General features: G+C 51.6%; 18 protein-coding genes and 2 tRNA genes. 7 read left to right on the top strand and 13 right to left on the bottom strand.

Annotated elements, in window-relative coordinates:
• The first annotated feature begins 169 nt into the window (after window positions 1-169).
• Complete coding sequence (locus tag KZZ10_RS11930) at window positions 170-1072, top strand: polysaccharide deacetylase family protein (RefSeq protein ID WP_259661755.1); 903 nt, start codon at window positions 170-172, stop codon at window positions 1070-1072.
• Window positions 1069-1971, top strand: a complete 903-nt coding sequence (locus KZZ10_RS11925) for a polysaccharide deacetylase family protein (RefSeq protein ID WP_259661754.1) — start codon at window positions 1069-1071, stop codon at window positions 1969-1971. The genes KZZ10_RS11930 and KZZ10_RS11925 overlap by 4 nt, the downstream gene beginning before the upstream one ends.
• On the opposite strand, the gene KZZ10_RS11920 is transcribed toward KZZ10_RS11925, so the two are convergent.
• The 7 genes from KZZ10_RS11920 to KZZ10_RS11890 form a co-directional block, all read right to left on the bottom strand.
• Window positions 1968-2870: an allantoinase PuuE gene (locus tag KZZ10_RS11920; RefSeq protein ID WP_259661753.1), complete on the bottom strand. Its 903-nt coding sequence runs from the start codon at window positions 2868-2870 to the stop codon at window positions 1968-1970. The genes KZZ10_RS11925 and KZZ10_RS11920 overlap by 4 nt on opposite strands.
• 140 nt (window positions 2871-3010) lie before the next feature.
• Window positions 3011-3086, bottom strand: a tRNA-Thr gene (locus KZZ10_RS11915).
• 38 nt (window positions 3087-3124) lie between these two features.
• Entirely contained in the window at window positions 3125-4270 is a 1146-nt protein-coding gene (locus KZZ10_RS11910; protein WP_259661752.1) for a Gfo/Idh/MocA family protein, read from the bottom strand.
• 10 nt (window positions 4271-4280) lie between these two features.
• Window positions 4281-5399, bottom strand: coding sequence for a C45 family autoproteolytic acyltransferase/hydrolase (locus KZZ10_RS11905; protein WP_259661751.1), 1119 nt, complete (start codon window positions 5397-5399; stop codon window positions 4281-4283).
• Window positions 5396-6217 (bottom strand): ABC transporter ATP-binding protein, encoded by an 822-nt coding sequence (locus tag KZZ10_RS11900; protein ID WP_259661750.1) that lies wholly within the window; start codon window positions 6215-6217, stop codon window positions 5396-5398. Before KZZ10_RS11900 ends, KZZ10_RS11905 begins: the two co-directional genes overlap by 4 nt.
• Before the next feature lie 4 nt (window positions 6218-6221).
• Complete coding sequence (locus KZZ10_RS11895) at window positions 6222-7283, bottom strand: ABC transporter substrate-binding protein (protein WP_259661749.1); 1062 nt, start codon at window positions 7281-7283, stop codon at window positions 6222-6224.
• Between the two features lie 10 nt (window positions 7284-7293).
• Window positions 7294-8073, bottom strand: coding sequence for an ABC transporter permease (locus tag KZZ10_RS11890; RefSeq protein ID WP_259661748.1), 780 nt, complete (start codon window positions 8071-8073; stop codon window positions 7294-7296).
• Between the two features lie 92 nt (window positions 8074-8165).
• On the opposite strand from KZZ10_RS11890, the gene KZZ10_RS11885 reads away from it, so the two are divergent.
• The 5 genes from KZZ10_RS11885 (at window position 8166) to KZZ10_RS11865 (ending at window position 13627) form a co-directional block, all read left to right on the top strand.
• The gene (locus KZZ10_RS11885) at window positions 8166-8996 is read left to right on the top strand and encodes a polysaccharide deacetylase family protein (protein ID WP_259661747.1); all 831 of its coding nucleotides are present in this window, start codon (window positions 8166-8168) and stop codon (window positions 8994-8996) included.
• A gap of 550 nt (window positions 8997-9546) precedes the next feature.
• A tRNA-Asn gene (locus KZZ10_RS11880) sits at window positions 9547-9622 on the top strand.
• A gap of 576 nt (window positions 9623-10198) precedes the next feature.
• Window positions 10199-11536 (top strand): ferredoxin reductase family protein, encoded by a 1338-nt coding sequence (locus tag KZZ10_RS11875; RefSeq protein ID WP_259661746.1) that lies wholly within the window; start codon window positions 10199-10201, stop codon window positions 11534-11536.
• A gap of 37 nt (window positions 11537-11573) precedes the next feature.
• A complete protein-coding gene (locus KZZ10_RS11870) occupies window positions 11574-12578 on the top strand; it encodes a Bug family tripartite tricarboxylate transporter substrate binding protein (protein WP_259661745.1) in 1005 nt (334 codons plus the stop codon).
• A gap of 230 nt (window positions 12579-12808) precedes the next feature.
• Window positions 12809-13627: a sugar phosphate isomerase/epimerase family protein gene (locus KZZ10_RS11865; protein ID WP_259661744.1), complete on the top strand. Its 819-nt coding sequence runs from the start codon at window positions 12809-12811 to the stop codon at window positions 13625-13627.
• Here the strand turns inward: KZZ10_RS11865 and KZZ10_RS11860 are convergent.
• The 6 genes from KZZ10_RS11860 to KZZ10_RS11835 all read right to left on the bottom strand — a co-directional run bounded on the left by KZZ10_RS11860 (window position 13624) and on the right by KZZ10_RS11835 (window position 19689).
• Complete coding sequence (locus KZZ10_RS11860) at window positions 13624-14589, bottom strand: Bug family tripartite tricarboxylate transporter substrate binding protein (RefSeq protein WP_259661743.1); 966 nt, start codon at window positions 14587-14589, stop codon at window positions 13624-13626. The genes KZZ10_RS11865 and KZZ10_RS11860 overlap by 4 nt on opposite strands.
• A gap of 109 nt (window positions 14590-14698) precedes the next feature.
• Window positions 14699-14851: a hypothetical protein gene (locus KZZ10_RS11855; protein ID WP_259661742.1), complete on the bottom strand. Its 153-nt coding sequence runs from the start codon at window positions 14849-14851 to the stop codon at window positions 14699-14701.
• Between the two features lie 37 nt (window positions 14852-14888).
• Window positions 14889-16214 carry an amidase gene (locus tag KZZ10_RS11850; protein ID WP_259661741.1) on the bottom strand — a complete coding sequence of 442 codons (1326 nt, stop codon included), beginning with the start codon at window positions 16212-16214 and terminating at the stop codon, window positions 14889-14891.
• A 46-nt stretch (window positions 16215-16260) separates the two neighbouring features.
• Window positions 16261-17241: a quinone oxidoreductase family protein gene (locus tag KZZ10_RS11845; protein WP_259661740.1), complete on the bottom strand. Its 981-nt coding sequence runs from the start codon at window positions 17239-17241 to the stop codon at window positions 16261-16263.
• 46 nt (window positions 17242-17287) lie between these two features.
• A complete protein-coding gene (locus KZZ10_RS11840; RefSeq protein ID WP_259661739.1) occupies window positions 17288-18046 on the bottom strand; it encodes a formylglycine-generating enzyme family protein in 759 nt (252 codons plus the stop codon).
• A gap of 203 nt (window positions 18047-18249) precedes the next feature.
• On the bottom strand, window positions 18250-19689 hold the full coding sequence (locus KZZ10_RS11835; protein WP_259661738.1) for a sensor histidine kinase: 1440 nt from the start codon (window positions 19687-19689) through the stop codon (window positions 18250-18252).
• Window positions 19690-19739: the final 50 nt, after the last annotated feature.

The raw sequence follows: 19739 nt of genomic DNA, 5'->3' as shown, positions 1-19739 counted from the left end.
CCTAAAAATCTAAGCAGCCCATTTGGCACTGTTTATCTGTTTTAATCCAATCGGGATCATGAAACAAGTCCTATCACTCGGATTTGTCAGATGACGACAATCACATTCATCATATTGAGTCCCAGCCTTTCTTAAGTGCATGCATCTGATCGAGCGTGAGAGGAATGGAATGACTAAGAGATTTGAGTATGCGCCTTTGGAGGGTCGGCCAAAAATAGGTTGGCCTGAAGGCAAACGGCTTGCTGTCTGGTTGGTACCGAATGTCGAACATTATGAGATCGATCCCTCTTACAAAGGCGTACGGGATCCCTGGCCCCGTAGCATGTCCCCCGATGCGCTGAATTATCCGCTGAAGGAATACGGGAATCGCGTTGGCATCGACAGGATTCTGGATGTAACCGATCGATTGGGTATCCGTTGCACGGTTTCTCTTTCACTTGCGCTCCCCACCATGTTTCCCGATGTGTTTCATGAAATGAAGCGACGTGAATGGGATTTCATGTGCCACGGTCTCTACAACACGCATTACCTCTGGAACTATCCTTTGGACGAGGAAAGGGCGTTCATCGAACGTTGCAGGCAGGGTATGGTCGAGGTGACTGGTCAGACGCGGCACGGTTGGTTTTCACCCGCCTGCTCGCATACGCTCAATACCGCCGATCTGGTGGATGCAGCGGGCTTTTCTTACTATTGCGATCTTTACCACGATGATCAGCCGTTTCCCGTGATCACCGACAGCGGCAGTTTGATCAGTATCCCCTACTCAATGGATGCGAATGATGTGGTCGTTCATATGAATGGAGGTGAGGGGGATGATTATGCAAAAGTCATCATCGATCAGTTCGACACGCTTTATCGCGAGAGTCATCAAAATGGCTTAGTGATGTGTATTGCTTTTCATCCATACGTCACTGGACAAGCGCAGCGTATTCGGGCGTTTGAGCGCGCTTTACGCTATGTACTCTCGCATGATGATGTTTGGCTTGCTACTGGTATAGAGATCGAAAGCTGGTACCGCGCACATTACCTAAGCACTGTACAGGAGTGGCTGCTTAAAGGGCGGTCAGCATGACACTGCGTGATCCCACACACACTGGACCTGACCATACATGGTACGAACACAGGCGTTCGGCCTTGTCAGCTGGCAGCAATTGGCCCGAAGGGTCCCGAAGTGCCGCGTTTATATTAATTCGTGTGCATGCCCTAGAAATCAACACCCCGCAAGACTTCACGCGCGACCCTCGCTGGCGGATTGATTTTGGAAATTATTCACCTGAATATCGATCGCATTCTTTGATGGAATACGGTAATCGCATAGGTGTCTTTCGTTTGCTTGACTTTTTGCAGTCGCTGGGCTGGAAGGTGGCGGCTGCTGTGAATGGGTTAGTTGCCCATGAGAATCCTTGGCTGATACGCGATTTGGATCGACGCGGAGTCGAGATCGTGGCGAGTGGGTGGTCTGCTTCGCGTATGGTCAGTAGCGCCATGTCTCCAGAAATTGAAACGGAGCTGATTCGTCGCTCTAGGGATGCTATTGCCGAGGCGACAGGAAGCGTACCTCGAACCTACTCAAGTCAGGACTATGGTTACTCCATACACACCGCGCGTATCTTGTCCTCGCTTGGTTTTTCGGCTGCTGTCGACTGGCCAAATGATGAGGTACCCTTTTCGTTCGGCGAAGACCGCAAGCTGTTGATTATCCCCCCCGCTGCGGAGCTGGATGACGCGCAAATGGTTGTTGGAAGACGCTTGCAGTCGCCACGGTGGTGTGGCCATCTTGCTGAGGCCTTGTCCTATTGGAAAGAGCATGCTTTGAGCGGATCTGTGCTCGTGCTGCCTCTACATGCATGGATCAGTGGCGCACCGCATCGTTTTACGAACCTTAGACAGACACTTACTGCATTTGATGCGCAGTCCTTTTGGCAGGCTGCACCACTTGAGATCGAGGCAGCCTGGCGTAAGCAACATTAGGGCGACGGAGCTGGGTGTTCTCGAATCCAGTGACGGGCGATATCGATACGCCGGGCCACCCAAACAGCATCGTGTTTCATGACATAGTCCAAGAATGCAGCCAGCGCACGCGCACGGCCAGGGCGACCAGAGATACGAGCGTGCAGTCCGACTGACATGATCTTTGGCTTGTTCACTCCCTCGTCATAGAGCTGATCAAACGTTGCTTTTAAGTAGGAGAAAAAATCATCACCTGTTGAAAAACCAGCAGGGGAAGAGTACTTGGCGTCGTTGGCGTCCATGGTGTATGGGACGACCAGATGGCTCTTGCCTGACACAGTCACCCAGTAAGGTAGCTCGTCGTTATAGGCATCCGAATCATATAGAAAGCCTCCTTCTTCTACGATCAGCTTGCGTGTGTGTTCTCCGGCTCCATATCTGCAGTACCAGCCGAGTGGACGTTGACCCGTCAATCTTTGAATAGACTGCACAGCCTTTGCGATATGTTCGCGTTCTTGTTCTTCCGTTAAGCGAAAGGGCTCTTCCCATCTCCATCCGTGGCAGCAGACGTCGTGATCTGCCCGTGCAACCGCCTCAGCGACCTTAGGGTTGCGTTCCAGTGCACGCGCGGCACCAAAGAGTGTCAAGGGTAGGTTGCGTTCTGCAAAAAGATCGAGAATACGCCAGACCCCAACGCGACTGCCGTACTCGTACAGCGATTCGAAAGCCAGATCGCGGATGCCAGCAGGCACACGACCTCCGGTCGTTTCAGAAAGACCGGTCTCGTTGCGTGCATCACCATCTAGAACGCTGGCCTCAGCACCTTCTTCATAATTTAAGGCAAACTGAACAGCTACCCTGGCTTGCCCCGGCCATTTTGCATCTGGAAGACTGTTGGCGTATCCGACGAAGTCGCGCATTGCTCTTGCCCCAAGTAAAGTCTAAAGAAGATAGAACATTTGATGCAAATGGTTTTAATGACTGTTGCTCCCTCTTCTGTGAAAAGATCGCTCAATTGAAAAAGTCGCAAAGCCCTGAGCTTTACGACCTTTTTAAAAATTGGTGCCGATGAACGGAATCGAACTGTCGACCTTCTCATTACGAATGAGCTGCTCTACCAACTGAGCTACATCGGCACTAAGCGAAAAATTATAGCAGAGCGGTTATGCCGCTCTCAAATCGCTAAGGCTGGCAAATCGACCCATCTACGCTCGCTATTGCTGCGATAGCAGGCGTCGACCAATTGGATGCCTTTTGCGCCTGCTCGCAAGGGTGAGGGAAATGCGCCGTCTTCCATGACGTGTTTTAAAAACAATTCCCAGCCCGCACGGTAAGAGTTGTTGTAGAGCGCGACATCAGGCACTTCGAGCCATTGCGCATCAAAGTTTTCAGTCGTTGGGGTGTCGATACTCCAGACGGGTTTAGGCGTGGCGGCCATGGGCTGGATGTAGCAGCGATACAGGCCGGCGAGAGCGGAACCCTGTGTGCCATCCACTTGAATTGTTAGGATGTCATCGCGTTTGATGCGCGAGGCCCAGGACGCATTGACCTCAACCAACGCACCGTTTGCAAGTTCAAACGTGGCTAGCACGACGTCTTCGACGTCAACATCATAGGGGCGACCTTGTTCATCCAGGCGCTTGGGAGTTGCGGTTTTGGTGCGACAAGAAACCGACTTGATATCGCCGATCAACGTATCCACGATATAGCGCCAGTGCGGAAACATGTCTAAGACCAGGCCACCACCATCGCGCTTGCGGTAGTTCCAGCTCGATCTTTGCGCCGGATGAATCGTGCCGTCAAAGACCCACCAGCCAAAGTCGATTTTTGCCTGCAGGATTTCACCGAAATAGCCAGACTCTTTAAGCTTACGCAGCTTGAGTAGACTTGGCAAAAAAAGCTTGTCCTGTACCGTGCCATTTTTGAGTTTGAGTTTTTCAGCCATGCTGGCTAAATCAAGCGCCTGCTCGAAGGTCTCGGCAATTGGTTTCTCAAGATAAATATGTTTGCCTGCACGCAGCGCCGACGCCGCGCGCTCATAGCGTCCAGCGGTCACGCTTGCGTCAAAGTAAATTTCATTTGCCTTGTCCGCCAGAAAAGCGTCGCGGTCAGTGCTCCACGCTATGTTGTGCTGACCAGCGAGCGCTTGCAGCTTGTCGGCATTGCGACCCAGTAAAACCGGTTCTGGCATCAGGCGGTCGCCATTCTTCAGCAGTAGTCCGCCTTCTTTCCGAATATTCAGCAGGGCACGCAAGTGCTGGTTATTTCCCAGTCGACCGGTTGCGCCTTCAACGATAATTTGAATTTTTCTTGTGGACATTTTTTAACACCTATTGCGAAACTGTATGGGCAACAAAAGAAAATTCGCAGGGAGGACCATCTGCGACATGCATCGTGCGTTGTTCTAGGTCGATAAGGACGGCACCCGTAGTCATGGTCTGCTTTGCAGGTGCCTGCTTGGGATCTGGATGTCGGCACAGTGCATGCGGAAAACTAAAGTGATCGCTCATTGCAGCGATCATTGTCGCGACATCAATTGAGCGTTCACCTTTTTCGAGCAGACGTCGCATACGCGCTGCACGAAAGAGCGTGCCAGGGCTGACTTTTTCCATTTGCGAGTCGCCATGGCCTGCGCCAAGGAAGTGATTTGAATGCGTCACGATCCCTTGCTGCGGTAACAAGTAAGAGACATGATTTGGACTTGTTTCTAAGTCGATGATCTCGCCCTGCGCGCCACCAATGACAAAGTTCGCAGAACAAGTGCGTTTGGTTGCAACGATGGGACTCAGTGCGTTGGCGTAACAATCTGCATCCAAGACCTCACGACAGCGCATATGGAAAGGCTTTTGATAGGGATTGCAACCGTCAAGGTGTGACGCTAGACCATTCTCAACTAAGCCGATACCAAGCTCGTTCACGCCCATCTTGCCGCCAACGATTCCCGCTTCAGTCATGCAAACAAGACTCGGTTTATTTTTGCGTTGGATACGCAATACCAGCGTGCGTTGGTGAACGCCGGCAATCCAGTCCCAGTTTTGGCCAAGCCAAGTATGCCCATCGGCCGTTACATCGGATAACAGACCGAAAGTCGTACAACCATCCGTCTCGTTCGTTGCCTGTTCTTGTTTGCGCGCATCTTTGCCAAAAATCATGAAGGCGATTTCGTACCGGGCGTTCAGCAGTGCAATCGCTGCAGCCGATTGACCAGAGCCTTTTGCAAGGCCAAGCATCTCTTCGGCATATTCGGCATTTTGCGATTCCATCGCGTGTTGCCAACGCATTGCCTCTTCTAGTGCTTCGGCCCGGGGTAGGCCCGACGCTTCAAAACGTAGCAAATATGTTTCTACATTTGCCGCGACGTCAGAGGCGAATTGCTGGCCGTGCTTGAGGCCGCGTTCGTACGCGTTGTCGCCAACGGTGAGGGCTGGCATGTGTTTACGACTTGTCATTGATTAACCTGCTCATGCATGACTTTATAAAGTTCCCGGTTGATTTCGGCGACAAGCATTAAAAATGCGTCGGACAGGCGAGTTTCCTCTGTGCGAGGTCGGGGTAAGTCGATCTCGTAGATTCTATGGATACGTCCGGGACGCGCCGACATCAGGACGACACGATCGGACAGAAAGACGGCTTCTGCCAATGAGTGCGTAACAAAAATTACGGTCTTTTGATATTGCTGCCAAATGCGCATCAGTTCAAACGCCATCCGGTCGCGCGTGATTTCATCAAGCGCGGCGAAGGGTTCGTCCATCAGCAACACCGAAGGGTCTAGCGCCAGCGCGCGTGCGAGTGCTGCGCGCTGTTGCATGCCTCCGGATAGCTGATGGGGTAGTTTGTTTTCGAAACCTTTGAGCCCGACGATTTCAATCAGTTTCGCAATGTCAATTGATTCTGTGACACCTGCATTCTCTTTGCGCTGACGTACCAGCTCGCGTAGGAGGCAGACGTTTTTTTCAATCGTCAGCCAAGGCATTAAATTGGCCTGTTGGAACACGAGACCAATTCGACCCGCTTGACGCAGCACCGAGGGCGCTGCCCCATCTATCCGCACAGCGCCAGCTGTCGGTGGCATGAGGTCGGCTAGCACTTTGAGTAATGTGCTTTTGCCGCAACCTGATGGACCGACCAAGGAAACAAATGCGCCAGCATGGATACTCAGGTCGACAGGGGCGAGTGCGCGCACAGACTCAGCGGAGCCCACTCCATACGTAACCTCTACGGCTTCGATTTGGATGCCTTGCGCATCCAGACGCTTCGATTCGACCATCACCTTACTTCGCGGGTTGTTTGACGACTTGCGCAAGAGTCTTGGCTTCATCAAGGCTATTTATGATTGCATTGGTGTACATCGAGTTTGCCGTTGGCTTTTTAGGCAGGTCGCCGCCGTTGGCTAAGATGTCAATCGATGATTGCCACTTGGCATCCGTCATGAGGCCAAATCGCTCAGCGTAATCAGGGGTGTTGTACAGATCGTAGATCATGCGTAGTTTGCGTGACTCGAGCTTGAGGTCGCGGTCCGGAGATACAGCAACAATTTCTTTCATTGCAGTTTCAACGTTGCCATGCGTCCAGATCAGGCTCTTGATCGTCGCACGCACAAAACGTTTGACAAGGTCCGGATTCTTTTTCAATAGCGCATCACTTGTGTAAATAACAGTTCCATAAAACTGAACGCCGTAGTCACGCACCGGCATCACGTTGACGGGGAAACCTCGTCCTTCAAGGGTGAGCGCTTGACCAAACGAATAGCCAAAAAGCCCGTCGACTTGTCCAGCCGCCAACATTTGTACTTCGGCACCGCGCGCAACGGTAACGAACTCAACGTCTTTGCGGGTCAGGCCTCCTGCGGTGAGCACCGGTTCAATGAGACCAATCACGTTTGCCTGAAACCATGCCAGTTTCATGCCTTTCATTTTTTCTGGCGAAGTGATGCCGGCCTTCTTATGCGTAATGACAGAAAATGGATTGTCTGGTTGGTCAGCCATCACCGCAATGATCGGTAAGCCACTACCTTTTGCTTTGACGAACGCATCAGCATTCGTTACACCAAACTGTTCACGTCCTGTTGCAATAAACACTTCGTTTTGTTGTCCAGCTGACGGGGGACGAATCTCGAGATCGATACCTTCCTCTTTATAGAAGCCTTGAGCACGACCACCAAAGTATTGCGCGTGCATACCCCACGGCGTGAAGTTGATGCGCAAGACCACTTTATCTAAGGCTTGAGCTTGTTGTGCAAGTGAAGGCGCAGGCGTGACGCATAGCAAAGCAAAAGCAACAAGCGATACGTTTCGTAGCATCGACCAAGTCGTTCCGAGTGTTGTGAGCCTCATGATATTTTCCTTAAACGTGCGAAGTGGAGTCGTTTAGGCCGGTGCGCCACGACATGCGCGCCTCGATCCAAGACATGAAGTTAAAAAACAAAGTGCCGATCACCGCAAGAGAGATGATGGCAGCAAACGAGCGTGCCGTATTAAAATTGAAGCTTCCAGACAAGACCAAATAGCCGAGCCCGTTTGAGGCCGCAAGCCATTCAGCCACAATTGCGCCTAGCACCGCGAGCGTGGTGGCGATGCGCAGGCCCGCAAAGATATAGGGAATGGCATAGGGCAGTCGCAGCCTAAACAGCATCTGCCGTTCGTTAGCTGCAACAGAACGAAAGACATCTGCCAGGCCACGATCGACCTCTTTAAAGCCCGCCATTGTGTTGATCACAATTGGAAAAAAAGCGATCGACATCACTACAGCGATCTTAGAACCAGTACCCGCCCCAATCCATACAAGAATGAGTGGCGCGATCGCAATCTTCGGCACGCTTTGAAGACCAACAAATATGGGCATAATCAATCGCTCGATGAGTGGATAGCGAATCATCAGCGCAGAGACTGCTAACGCGAATACAACTGCGGTGACATACCCCGAAGCAATCGCCCAAACCGTTGCGATAGAGTGCATTTGAATGAGCGCCCACTCATCGACAAACAATGCGGCGATCTCAGTGGGCGCAGGCAAGAGAAAATTTGGCACCTCAAAGAATCGCACTCCGGTTTCCCAAAGCAAAATCAGCACGGCAATCAAAATGCCTGAGCTCCAACTTCGCGCAAAACGGCCTAAGGCAGTCATGCCTCCCCCCAAAATAGATGTCACCGAGCTAAGATAGTTGTCAGTCGCCCTTGGTGTCAACGCATTTGATAGCTGTATATAGAGGAATCCCTATGGCCCGCCATATTGTTTGCCTGAGTTATGACTTTGATGTGCAATCGGGTTTTATTTCCCGAGGGCTCACGTCGCCCACGCCGCTGTCTCGAGGAGAGTTCGGTGTAGTGGGATCAAAAAGAATCTTGTCCTTGCTCGCGGCACACAGCATTCCAAGCACATGGTTCGTTCCTGGCTTCACCATTGAGACCTATCCCGAGGCCTGTGAGTCAGTCGTCAAGGGCGGTCACGAGATCGGACACCATAGCTGGGCACACATCGCACCAGCAAGCCAAACACTGGAAGAAGAAGAGGCCGATATGGTCCGTGCCAGCGAGGCGATTGTGCGTCTCACGGGCACCCGGGCTGTTGGTTACCGGTCCCCGGCCTGGGATTTAAGCGATAACACCTTGAATCTGCTGCTGAAGTACGGTTTTGAATACGACAGCAGCATGATGGGGGGCGATTATGTCCCTTATCCCGTGCGCCAGGGCGATCAGGTCAAGCTTGGCGAGCCCGTGCGCTTTGGTCCGCCGACGTCTTTGATTGAAATGCCCATCAGCTGGCACTTGGATGATCACCCGCACTTTGAGTACTGGCGACTACCCACTACCGTCAATCCAGGTCTACAAAGTGCCCGCGTCGTCATGGATAGCTGGTTAGATGAGTTTCGTTATTTCAAAAAGACAACCGACTTTGGGATCCTGACCTACACCATGCACCCCTATGTTTTAGGCCGGGGCAATCGGATGTTGGCCTTTGAGGGTTTCGTGGAAAGTCTGATCAAAGAAGGCGCAGAGTTCATGACGATGCAAGAGGCTTTAAAGGCAGGTAGGGGCTTGATATATTGATAGTTTAATCTATTGATGTACTATTTAAGTAAAAAAATGATGTACTATTTATAGCTGAAGTTGGCTAATCGAGTCCTGACTGTCGTTTGTTGGGCTGTAGAGGTTGTGCGTCCAACTGGTCGGCGTCATTGTTCACTGGTGCTCGGAGGTCTTTTCGCGCTATCCATGCGATTTCAGCAACGTAATAATAGTTAACCTTTCCTTACCTGTCCGATCTATGTGCTGCCTGAATCAGCTGTTTGAGGTTAAGCAAAATGTCCGGCGACTTTTGATCAATGATCCAGAAAACCAACGGTATTTGCGCAAATGTTTCGTGTTGAATCGAAGTCCTGGTGTGTTTATTCCTAACAAAAAAACTTTTCTTGTTTTTCATGAAACACGCATTTGATTGGGTCAGTTAGGCGCTTGATGAGGGGGCTGTTTAAGGTCCGATTCGTGCTTACGCATTCGACGAATTTCGTGCCAATCTCGTAGAGCAAATCGCATCGCTCTTTTGGTGTTTAGGGTGTTTTGTGCTACAGTCTCGGACTTGTTGATTTTCATCAACTATTCCCTGATAGCTCAGTCGGTAGAGCGACGGACTGTTAATCCGCAGGTCGCTGGTTCGAGTCCAGCTCGGGGAGCCAAAAACACTTGGTCCGTCCAGACACATTGCCCAACTCACAAGGTTGGGCTTTTTGTTTTGTGCTCTGATAGTAACGATGCGCGTGACTTTTTACCTTCAGAAGCCCATACGCTTAGATTCATTAATGCAGATTTAATCGCTGCCGGCTTAGCACCGTTCAATCCTGAGTCTGCTGCCTTTAACGCTGGTCTAAAAGACTTTAACCAACATTATTGCTACGCAGTTGATTCTTGGATGCCTTACGATAACTCTGGTATGCCACCAAAGCTTCTTGACTGGAGTGATAAGTGAATACAAAAGACATTCGAACTTCGAACGATTCAGTCATTGTTTTAAGTGATAAATCGAATAACCGACTTTTCTGTTAATCCGCAGGTCGCTCGTTCGAGTCCAGCTCGGGGCGCCAAAAATATCAAAAGCCTTGAGATGAACACGTCTCAGGGCTTTTTAATTTACTGCGCAGATAAACTAAATTTTTGATGCCTCCATTTCTTGCATCGCGCTGCGATCAAGTGCGATATGCTCGTGTCATTGCGCAGAATAACCTCCGTGCCGAATAATTCCTGTTGCGGTTTCTATGAAAAGAATTAAGTGGATTTTCCTGCTGTTAATGGTGCTTGGCACCATGCTGTACTGGGTCAGTCTGACCGATATCGAACGCACGTTTGCGCCTTGGGCGTTGCGCAAGTCCTTGCTGTATTACACAGGGATAATGTCTTTCGTGGCAATGAGCGTTGGCGTGATACTCGCACTAAGACTGCGTGCGGTCGAATATTGTGTAGGTGGACTTGACAAACATTATCGTCTCCACAAATGGCTTGGTATCGCGGCGGCACTCTTTGCATTAGCACACTGGCTCAGTAAAAAGTATAAATGGCTGATCGAGCTCGGCCTCTACGAAAGAAAAGACTTTGCGACGCCAAGTGGCACGATCGGTTTTTTTCAGCACAGTAATTTTTTTAATCCCCTCGAAGATCTCGCAGAAGATATGGGTGAGTGGGCGCTTTATGTCCTCCTCGTCTTGGCTGTACTCGCACTTTGGAAAAAATTTCCTTACCGATATTTTTTCAAAACACATCGTGTGTTGGCTGTGATCTATCTGATGTTGGCATTTCACACGCTGATTCTTTTTGGAAAAATCGATTGGCTCACTCCGATCGGGATATGGGTAGGCGTGCTTCTCACTATTGGAATACCTGCTGCTTTCATCTCGCTTTTTCAACGCATTGGCGCGAGTCACCGCGCCAGCGGTCAGATCAGCCAAATCCTCTTACACGAGGACGGCAAAGTCACCGAGGTCAAAGTTCGTCTCTCCACGCCATGGGAAGGTCACCGAGAAGGTCAATTCGCCTTTGTGACGTTTGATACCCGCGAAGGCCATCACCCGTTTACGCTATCCTCGAGTTGGAAGGGCGACGCGACCCTCACGTTTCATATCAAGCAGCTTGGTGACTACACACGTACGCTGAACCACGCACTTCATGTCGGTGATCTGGTGACCGTTGAAGGCCCCTACGGGAGGTTTGATTTCGCCTCACATACAGGACCTCAAATCTGGATTGCAGGCGGCATCGGCATTACACCGTTTTTGTCGCGTCTTGAAGCGCTGGCGCATGATCCCCATCCGTCCCAACAATCGATCTCGCTCTTTTATAGTGCGCGCGCATCGGATCACGCACTCGTCGAGCGCGTGACAAGCTTGGCCCAACAAGCAGGCGTTACACTACACCTCTCAATCAGTGGTAAAAATCCTGCCGTGACTGCGCAATCAGTCTTTGAAAACGTACCAGATTTGCTAAAACATACAGTCTGGTTCTGCGGTTCAACAGGGTTTGGCGAAGCGATTAAGCGCGGGCTTTTAAAAAAGGGCTTACCGAGCCGACGTTTTCACCAAGAACTCTTTGAAATGCGCTAAACATATAAGGCGACTTTGGTTATCTAAGAGGAAACATATGAGCAAGCTTTTTGGCAGATCGTGGTTACTCAAACTCTTTATGGCACTAGTTGGCGCTTGCCTAGGTGTTCTGCCCTTTGTCGTTAATGCTGACGACGAGACCAGCGCCTATCCCAAACGTACGGTCACTATCGTGGTACCAGTAGCTCCTGGAGGCGTAACTGATGTTAACGCGCGATTGTTAGCCGAACTGTTAAGTAAGAGCCTTGGACAGAGTTTCGTAGTCGAGAATAGGGCAGGCGCTTCGGGCGCAATTGGGGCCAGCGCTGTGAGCCGCGCAGCGCCCAATGGATATACGCTTCTTTTTCAATACAACGCATTTCACCTTATCTCCCCCCAAATTAATACCTCTACTCCTTGGAATCCTTTGCGCGATTTTGTTCCCATTGCAAATGTCTCTTCAAATCCGCAGGTAATCGTCGTCAAAACTGCCTTGCCGGTGACCAATTTTCAAGAGCTCATAGATTACGGAAAAAGTAACCCTAAAAAGTTGACTTATGGTACCGCCGGTATAGGTTCGATGCATCACGTAACGACAGAGCTATTGCAACAGATCACGGGTGCGCAATACACCCATGTTCCGTTTGCCGGCTCGGGACCTGTTGTAACCAACTTATTGGGTGGAGTAGTCGATTTTGCATTGCCGGGACCTTCTTCCGTCATACCACACGTCCAGTCTGGGAAATTACGTGCTTTGGCAGTGACCGGTAATGAGCGTTTAAGAGCGATCCCTGACGTGCCAACTACAGTCGAGCTGGGTTTTGCAGGCCTTGTCGCTTATGCGACGAGCGCCATGTATGCGCCAGTAGGCACGCCAGAGCCGATCATAAGAAAATTGACGAAGGCGATCGAAGAAGCTTCTCGCGATGAAGCCTACATCAAGAAACTCGATACCTTAGGCGTTGCTGCGCGCTACATGTCGCCATCAGAGCTTGGTAAGAGCGATACAGCGGAATATGAGCGGTGGGGTCGGGTTGTTAAATCTGCCAATATTCAACCATAGTGAGTTTAAGAATGAAGGATCGCGATGCTCGCCTTCGATGCGGACATTTTCTGATCGATGGTGAATGGATTTCAGGCAGGAAACGGATATGTTCGCTTATGGTGAATGGTTCGTTTTGGGCAGACGCCTTCAAGCCCGTTTTTTATTTTTGATGTGCGTTCCGGTCAGTGCGCATATCTCAATCAAGTAAACTTCTTTCGCACGCCGATCCACTCCGCCACCGAGCCGCCATGATCCCAGCCCCGAGCCTCGCCTGCACGCTTAATCACTACCTCTGTCCGCATGATATGCCTGTTGAATCCTTTCTGGATCTGGCCGTCGCGCATGGTTTCAGTGGTGTTGCGCTGAGCGTCAGATCGTTGACCGAATGTCCGGCGCATCGACTCGCCCCGTTGCTCAGGGCAAGAGGGCTATCGGTCAGCTCGGTCAATTCGGCAGGTTACTTTCTGTTCGATGGGCACGAGGCTGTCGGGCAGCATGCACGCAACGACTGGTTGCTCGCACAAACTGCCGAACTTGGCGATACGGCGCTGAACGTCATCGTGGGCGGCAGCCCGACGATGGGTTTGCACGAGGCGCGCGCGCGGTCGATCGAACAATTGCACGCGTTTGCCGAAAAAGCGAGGGCCGCCGGCGTTCGCCTGCTCATTGAACCGTTTCACCCATTGCTCAACCGCAGCAAAAGCCCCTTGAATACGATTAAGGAGTGTGTCGAACTGTGCGCCCGGATTCCCGGCATGCTGATCAACCTCGACCTCTTTCATAGCTGGTGGGATCCGGAAATCGACTGGGCAGTGAGCGCCGGCACCGCTCCGATCGGACTACTGCAAATCTGCGATGTGCACTGCGCTGCGGATTCCGGCCTGCCCACCCGCGTTCCGCTGGGCGAAGGCATCCTTGACTGGCAACGTTATGTCCGGATGTTTCGCGACAGCCAGCCAGAGCGTCCCATCGAGCTCGAACTGTTCATCGATCGCATGCCCGGGCGCGATGCGCACGCGATCGTGCGGGAATCGGCCGCACGGCTCGTGTCGCTGGCGCGCGCTTAGTCTAGATGAATCCCGGCATCCTGGATGATCTTCTTCCAGCGCAAATACTCGCTGTCGAGAAACTTGCGCGACGCATCTGGATTCGAGCCGATCACCACGAATCCGCGATCCTCGAGCGAGGTCTTGAACGCGGGTGAACTTATCGACTTGTCGAACGCGCGGTAGAGCGTATCGACGATCTCGCGCGGCATCCCGGGCGGGCCCGCGAGGATATACCACGTCGACACCGAATAGCCTTTGACGCCAGCCTCGTCTATGGTCGGCACGCTCGCCACCAGCTTCGACCGCGTCTGCGCTGACTGGCCCAGGGCGCGTACGCGGTTGTCCACGATGAAGGGCATGCTCTCGGCCACCGGTTGTGTGGTCATTTCGATACGACCGCCTACGACGTCGGTGATCGCGGCCACTCCACCTCGATAGGGAATGTGCTGCAACTCGATACCAGCCATCGACTTGAATACCTCGCCCGCCAGGTGCGACGAGGTGCCGTTGCCCGCGCTGCCAAAACGCAACGGCTGCGCAGACTTGCGAGCGAACGCAATGAATTCCGCCATGCTTGCGACCGGCATCGCCGGGTTGATCATGAAGACGAGCGGCGATTCGCCGATCACCGTAATCGCGGTGAAGTCAGCCGGGGAAAACGGCAGCTTGTTGTAGAGGGTAGGATTGGTCGCCAGGCCGGGCGTGGCAATCACCAGGGTGTAGCCATCTGGTTGCCCGGCCGCGATCGCGGCGAAGGCTATGTTGCCCCCCGCGCCGACCCGGTTCTCCACGATGAAGTTGTAGCCGGTATCTTTAGAGACCTTGTCGAGAACCAGACGGCCGATGATGTCAGCGCCGCCTGCCGGCGCATAGGGGATGATGACCCGGATCGGGCGGTTCGGGTAAGTCTGCGCATGGCCAGTGAGACACCAGGACAGCAGCGTAGTCGCAAGGACCAGAATTCTGAAGCAAGACTTCATGTTGACTCCCCTTTTTTACCAAGTTAATGAATTCTCGCCAAGAATGCAAGGTCGCCGACGTTGCAGGCCCTTACCCGAAGGCACTATAGTGGCTTGTGATGGCCCTTTTCTATTCTTTCGTCTCGCCAGTATCCTGCTCTTGGAGAGGCGCCAAAGATGTATGACGCATTTTTTCGCCATCCCATTGTTGGCCGCACCAACAACGGCCTTCTGGGTCAATGATGCATGTACCGGTGCCACAGCACCGAGGATCTTCACTCATGTCAAACTCCTGATCTTGAACTTTTGAACGATAGACCTTATCTTACCGAGGATCGCGTGGTCGTAAAGCCTCCATCCCAGTCTACAGCGCGACTCACCCAGCGCGCCACATTGAGCATCTGACGATCGGCACCACGCCTCGCAATGAGCTGCACACCAACCGGCAGTCCGTTGGGTCCAGTAAATAGCGGTAGGGTTATCGATGGCACGTGAAGAGTCGTCCAGAGCAGGCTGAACGAAGGGTCGCCGGTCGCCTCAAGACCAGTTGGCGCCTCGCCTGCAACCGCTGGCGTGAGCAGCACGTCGTAGCCACTAAAGAGATCGTCCAACTGCAGGCGGCTGCGCTCGGCAAATTCGCGCGAACTTTTGTACTTCTCGAAGCTGCAGGTAAGTCCATCATGGATGCGCCCACGACGCAGGCGCTCGCTAATCATTTCAAAATGATGATCGATCTCCCAAGCACGGTTACGCGCGAATTCGAAACTCGATATCCAACGATGTGCATCCGGAATGCGATCGAATGACTGCGGCAACGTCACGTCTACCAATTGGGCTCCGGCTTTCGAGAGCATTGTTACGCAATGATGGAGTAACGTCTTCGTCGAGTCATCGCACCTATCCCAGAAGATTGACGAGCAAAAGCCCACACGCGGTGCAGCGTCCACTTGACTGGACAACGGTTCTGGTTTGACGCACAAGAGTACGTCACGGTAAAGCGCGATGTCGTCGATCGAGCGAGCGATCAGACCGAGTGTGTCAAGCGACTCTGCAACTTCCATTACACCGGCAAGCGGTAGGTCGCCCCATGTTGGCCGGTAACCCACGCATCCGTTGAACGACGCAGGTCTGATCGTCGAAGCGGTCGTCTGGGTGCCGATGGCGAGTGGCACCATGTGGTCACCTACCGCAGCGCCTGATCCGCTTGATGATCCGCCAGGAGTACGTGTTGGATCCTGTGGATGCTTCGTCTTGCTTGGCGTTAAGTTGGCGAACTCGGTGGTGACGGTCTTGCCCATAATGAGACCGCCCGCGCGGCGTGTGAGCGCAACACACGCAGCATCGATACGCGGCTGATGCCTTGCATGAATGACCGTGCCGTACTCAGTCGGCATGTCAAACGTATCGATAAGATCCTTGATACCCACTGGAACGCCGTGTAGCGGTCCACGCCTGCCACTCTGATCGAGGATGCGCGACTGTGCTATCGCGAGATCCGGGTCTAGGTACTGCCAGGCCTGAACATCGGGCTCACGTTCTTCGATCTGGGTCAGGCACGCACGAGTGACGGCCTCACACGTCGACCTTCCGTCTTGGATCGCTTGTACGATCTCTGTGGCTGTTAGACGATGCAGGTCTTTCATCATTTCATTTGAAGCGGCAGGTAGGTGTAATCCTTCAAGATTAAGGAATTTAGACCGGCTTAAACCGGATGGCGACTTTACCTAACAAGGTGTTTTCTTCGACGTATTGCTTGGCAGCCGGTAACTCATCAAAGGAAAACGTGCGATCGATGACTGGCACGATCCGACCATCGATAATGGCGGGCATGACCTCGCGCTCGAAGCCTCGTTGCGCAACAGCACGCATCGCCGTCGATAAGGGCGCATTCGATAACCCAAAAATCTGCAGGCGTTTGCCGTGCACCGGCTCAATATCGAGACCTGTCAACATCTGTCCGTCAACGTAGCCCACAACCGCTAAACGCCCAAAATCAGTGAGTGCCTCAAGGCACCCTGCAAAAGCGCTGCCGCCCACTAAATTCACAGCCAGCTTGATACCGGCGCCGCCAGTGATCTGCCGCGCTTCTTCTGCAAAGTTTTCGCCACGCGTTTGGATGCCGGCGTCGAGACCGAGCGCCTTCAAGCGCACAAGCTTGTCTGCGGATCCGGAGGTACCAATGACCTTGGCACCGCAAACTTTTGCGATCTGTATCGCGGCGACACCAACGCCAGAAGATGCGCCGGCAATCAACACCCAGTCGCCGTGTTGCAGACCACCGAATTGCAACAGGGCCTCGTAGGCGGTGATATAGGCGATTGGAATCACGGCAGCCTGTTCCCAGTTCAGACAAGCCGGAACCGGCGTGAGCAAGGTTGATTCAGCAACCACGTATTCAGAAAAACACCCTTTGGCGCGAAACATGACACGGTCGCCGATCGCAACCCCACGAACATTTGCACCAAGTGCCTCGACGGTGCCGGCACCATCGACTCCGGCGGGACGTCCGCCTTTGGCGCTATGAAGCTTAATGGCACCAAGGATGTCGCCGCGATTAATGCTGGTTGCACACACCCGCACCAGGACCTGTTCGGGGCCGGGCGTAGGCACTGGTTGTTCGCGCAGTTCAAGTTCGGTACCGTTCGAGGTTTTGTTGATCCAGTAAGATTTCATGAGATGTGTATTCTCCAAGTATTTAAGGCGTTTGCAACGAGACTGCTCATTCTACTTTTGACGAACTCGCGCAGCGAAACCCAATATTATGGTGCCCCGCTTTTGGATTGCGAGATAAGTTTCTACCTCGTTGGGTTGTTGTAAGCTCGTCTTCGCTTGAGTCATGCCCACCACCGCGCGTCGAGCGGACTGGGCCGGGAGTTTGATTTTCTCTTCCATCTTCAGCGCTGTAGGGGTAGAAGCGGTATGCGCTCGCTACCCACTCCCATTGATTGCCAGATAAGTCTAAAACGCCATACGGACTGGCGCCTGCTGGAAATGCATCGACCGGTGCCGACGCGTTGTAAGGTCCACCGTACAGAGCGCGAGTTTGATCCGGCTTTGAATTGCCCCACGGATACCTTCTTCCATCGGTACCGCGGGCGGCTTTTTCCCATTCTGCTTCGGTTGGCAATCGCTTGTTCAACCAGTTGCAGTAATCACGAGCACCAACCCAACTCACTTCATTGACGGGGTGTGTGGCGTAACCTACATCCGCTTGCCATAATGAGTTTTGCTGATGAATTCGAGCATCCCGATCATGATCGTCATAAAAGGATTCACCCAGAACGTTTTTCAAGCCGCGTGCGTTCAGAAATTTTGCAAAATCAGCGTTACTGACGGGAAGCATATCAATTGAAAATGATTTCACAAAAACTCGATGCTCTGGTTTTTCATCATCGGGCCCATCGTTAGAGCCCATCGTGAAATGACCCTCTGAAACCAGAGCCATCGGATTGGCTGAGCGCGCAAGGGCTACAGTCATTTGGGCTTGAATGATTGCTGTGAATGCAAAAAACGATAGAAAGAGGAATAGAAATCTAACCCTAATCATATTTATTTAGCTCGAAGATGACAGACTGATACTTCCGGTCGAGTGTAAGTGCGTAACACTGATGGGTCAATCGCAATGATTGTGCAGAAAGCATGAAGTGCAATTGATTAACTTGAGGCGTTGCATGACACCACCTACCGCTGTTGAGGTGTCCGTGGCAACTTAATCACAAAGCATGCTCCACCATTTACCAAGTTCTGAGCTGTAATGTCGCCTCCAAAATTACGAATAATATTTTTAGAAAGCCAGAGACCGATACCCGAACCCGATTCCTTGTTGCTAAAAGCAAGCTCAAAAATTTTTGACTCCTGCCCCAACTCAATTCCAGGGCCAGTGTCTTCAATAAAAATTTTTATGTGTTGAGCCGTTTGGGTGGCGGAAATATGTATTTTTTTCTGGGCGGGTTTCCCTTCAGCTAGGGATTGAATTGCGTTGTTAATCAAATTAAGCAACACCTGTTGCCATTCACTTTTATTGATGCTGATCTTAATTTCTGAGCTGCAAGCGAGCTCGATCATAATTCCTCGCTCGCGCAGTTGTCCCCTAGCGATTTCAATCACTTCATGAATTGATTCCGATAAGTGAATGACAGACTGGTTGCTGCTTTTATTCGTCGTCAGACGTGAGACATTCTGTACGATGGTCGAGGCACGATCGATGTCCTCCAGAATGTGCCCAACCAAATTTCTGATAAAAGGCACATTTGGGGGATCGGAGGCGAGCTTTAAGTCTGCCATCTGTGCATTGATCCGAGACGCCGCAAGAGGTTGGTTGATCTCATGGGAAATTGTAGATGCCAGGGCGTTAATTGATGCTGTTCTATTGAGTTTTTGTAAAGAAAGAATCATTTCATTACGCTCGTCTAACAGATCAGACAGCTGTATGTTCATGCTGCTTAGACGTGTATGTTCAGAAAAACCAAGGTGTAGTCGCAGCACGATGTAGGCAAGATTTCTGATCGCGCCAAATAAGAACAGCCCAAACCATACAATGACATTAAGGGTCTTAATATCAAACGATTGGCCGCTATAGCCGCTAACGATAATGAGCAGTCTTAACAGATATAACGTAGATACAAGACCAAAGACGATGGATAAGAAGTCAAAAAATAACTTGTTTTGGAACTCTTTCTTTACGCGTATGGTTCGATAGAGGCAAAAAATGTTTGTGATCGCAAAGGTGAGCGTTGTAGCAGCGGTGATGGCAGGCGTTACTTTGCCATCGCTGGCTAATCTCCAGACTTCAACTAAGACAAAGAGTGCAATCGGTATAACAAAGGTTGTCCAGCTCAGGCTGATGTTGGCTTGATTGCGGGATAGTCTTTTTAGTGACTCACTAAAAAGTAGAACGGAAAGCGCTTCTAACGAAACCATCAGACTAAAACTGATAGTCAGTGGAATTTCATTACGATGAATTGTCGTAACTGTGGCGATCGATGTCAGTAAGCAACCACAGAGCCATAACATTGCGGAGCGATCATTTCTCTTCCAGAAAAGTGCACCGATTAACGTTGCCGATAAAAAACTTAGGGCGCTATAAAACAAGAAAAGAGTTTGAATAACGAATGGTGTCATGTAAAAAGCTAAAAGGCAGACGTTGGAAAATGCTACGAATACGAGTGTAA

This window comes from Zwartia hollandica, assembly GCF_019923725.1.
GTDB classification, from domain to species: domain Bacteria; phylum Pseudomonadota; class Gammaproteobacteria; order Burkholderiales; family Burkholderiaceae_B; genus Zwartia; species Zwartia hollandica.
The sequence above is the reverse complement of the archived record's forward strand: the minus strand, read 5'-3'. Positions and strand labels throughout refer to the sequence as shown.

Bases quoted from the DNA above. Each gene is read 5' to 3' on its own strand.
- KZZ10_RS11930 (WP_259661755.1), top strand. From the start codon at position 170: ATGACTAAGAGATTTGAGTATGCGCCTTTGGAGGGTCGGCCAAAAATA.
- KZZ10_RS11925 (WP_259661754.1), top strand. From the start codon at position 1,069: ATGACACTGCGTGATCCCACACACACTGGACCTGACCATACATGGTAC.
- KZZ10_RS11920 (WP_259661753.1), bottom strand. From the start codon at position 2,870: ATGCGCGACTTCGTCGGATACGCCAACAGTCTTCCAGATGCAAAATGG.
- KZZ10_RS11910 (WP_259661752.1), bottom strand. From the start codon at position 4,270: ATGTCCACAAGAAAAATTCAAATTATCGTTGAAGGCGCAACCGGTCGA.
- KZZ10_RS11905 (WP_259661751.1), bottom strand. From the start codon at position 5,399: ATGACAAGTCGTAAACACATGCCAGCCCTCACCGTTGGCGACAACGCG.
- KZZ10_RS11900 (WP_259661750.1), bottom strand. From the start codon at position 6,217: ATGGTCGAATCGAAGCGTCTGGATGCGCAAGGCATCCAAATCGAAGCC.
- KZZ10_RS11895 (WP_259661749.1), bottom strand. From the start codon at position 7,283: ATGAGGCTCACAACACTCGGAACGACTTGGTCGATGCTACGAAACGTA.
- KZZ10_RS11890 (WP_259661748.1), bottom strand. From the start codon at position 8,073: ATGACTGCCTTAGGCCGTTTTGCGCGAAGTTGGAGCTCAGGCATTTTG.
- KZZ10_RS11885 (WP_259661747.1), top strand. From the start codon at position 8,166: ATGGCCCGCCATATTGTTTGCCTGAGTTATGACTTTGATGTGCAATCG.
- KZZ10_RS11875 (WP_259661746.1), top strand. From the start codon at position 10,199: ATGAAAAGAATTAAGTGGATTTTCCTGCTGTTAATGGTGCTTGGCACC.
- KZZ10_RS11870 (WP_259661745.1), top strand. From the start codon at position 11,574: ATGAGCAAGCTTTTTGGCAGATCGTGGTTACTCAAACTCTTTATGGCA.
- KZZ10_RS11865 (WP_259661744.1), top strand. From the start codon at position 12,809: ATGATCCCAGCCCCGAGCCTCGCCTGCACGCTTAATCACTACCTCTGT.
- KZZ10_RS11860 (WP_259661743.1), bottom strand. From the start codon at position 14,589: ATGAAGTCTTGCTTCAGAATTCTGGTCCTTGCGACTACGCTGCTGTCC.
- KZZ10_RS11855 (WP_259661742.1), bottom strand. From the start codon at position 14,851: ATGAGTGAAGATCCTCGGTGCTGTGGCACCGGTACATGCATCATTGAC.
- KZZ10_RS11850 (WP_259661741.1), bottom strand. From the start codon at position 16,214: ATGATGAAAGACCTGCATCGTCTAACAGCCACAGAGATCGTACAAGCG.
- KZZ10_RS11845 (WP_259661740.1), bottom strand. From the start codon at position 17,241: ATGAAATCTTACTGGATCAACAAAACCTCGAACGGTACCGAACTTGAA.
- KZZ10_RS11840 (WP_259661739.1), bottom strand. From the start codon at position 18,046: ATGACTGTAGCCCTTGCGCGCTCAGCCAATCCGATGGCTCTGGTTTCA.
- KZZ10_RS11835 (WP_259661738.1), bottom strand. From the start codon at position 19,689: ATGACACCATTCGTTATTCAAACTCTTTTCTTGTTTTATAGCGCCCTA.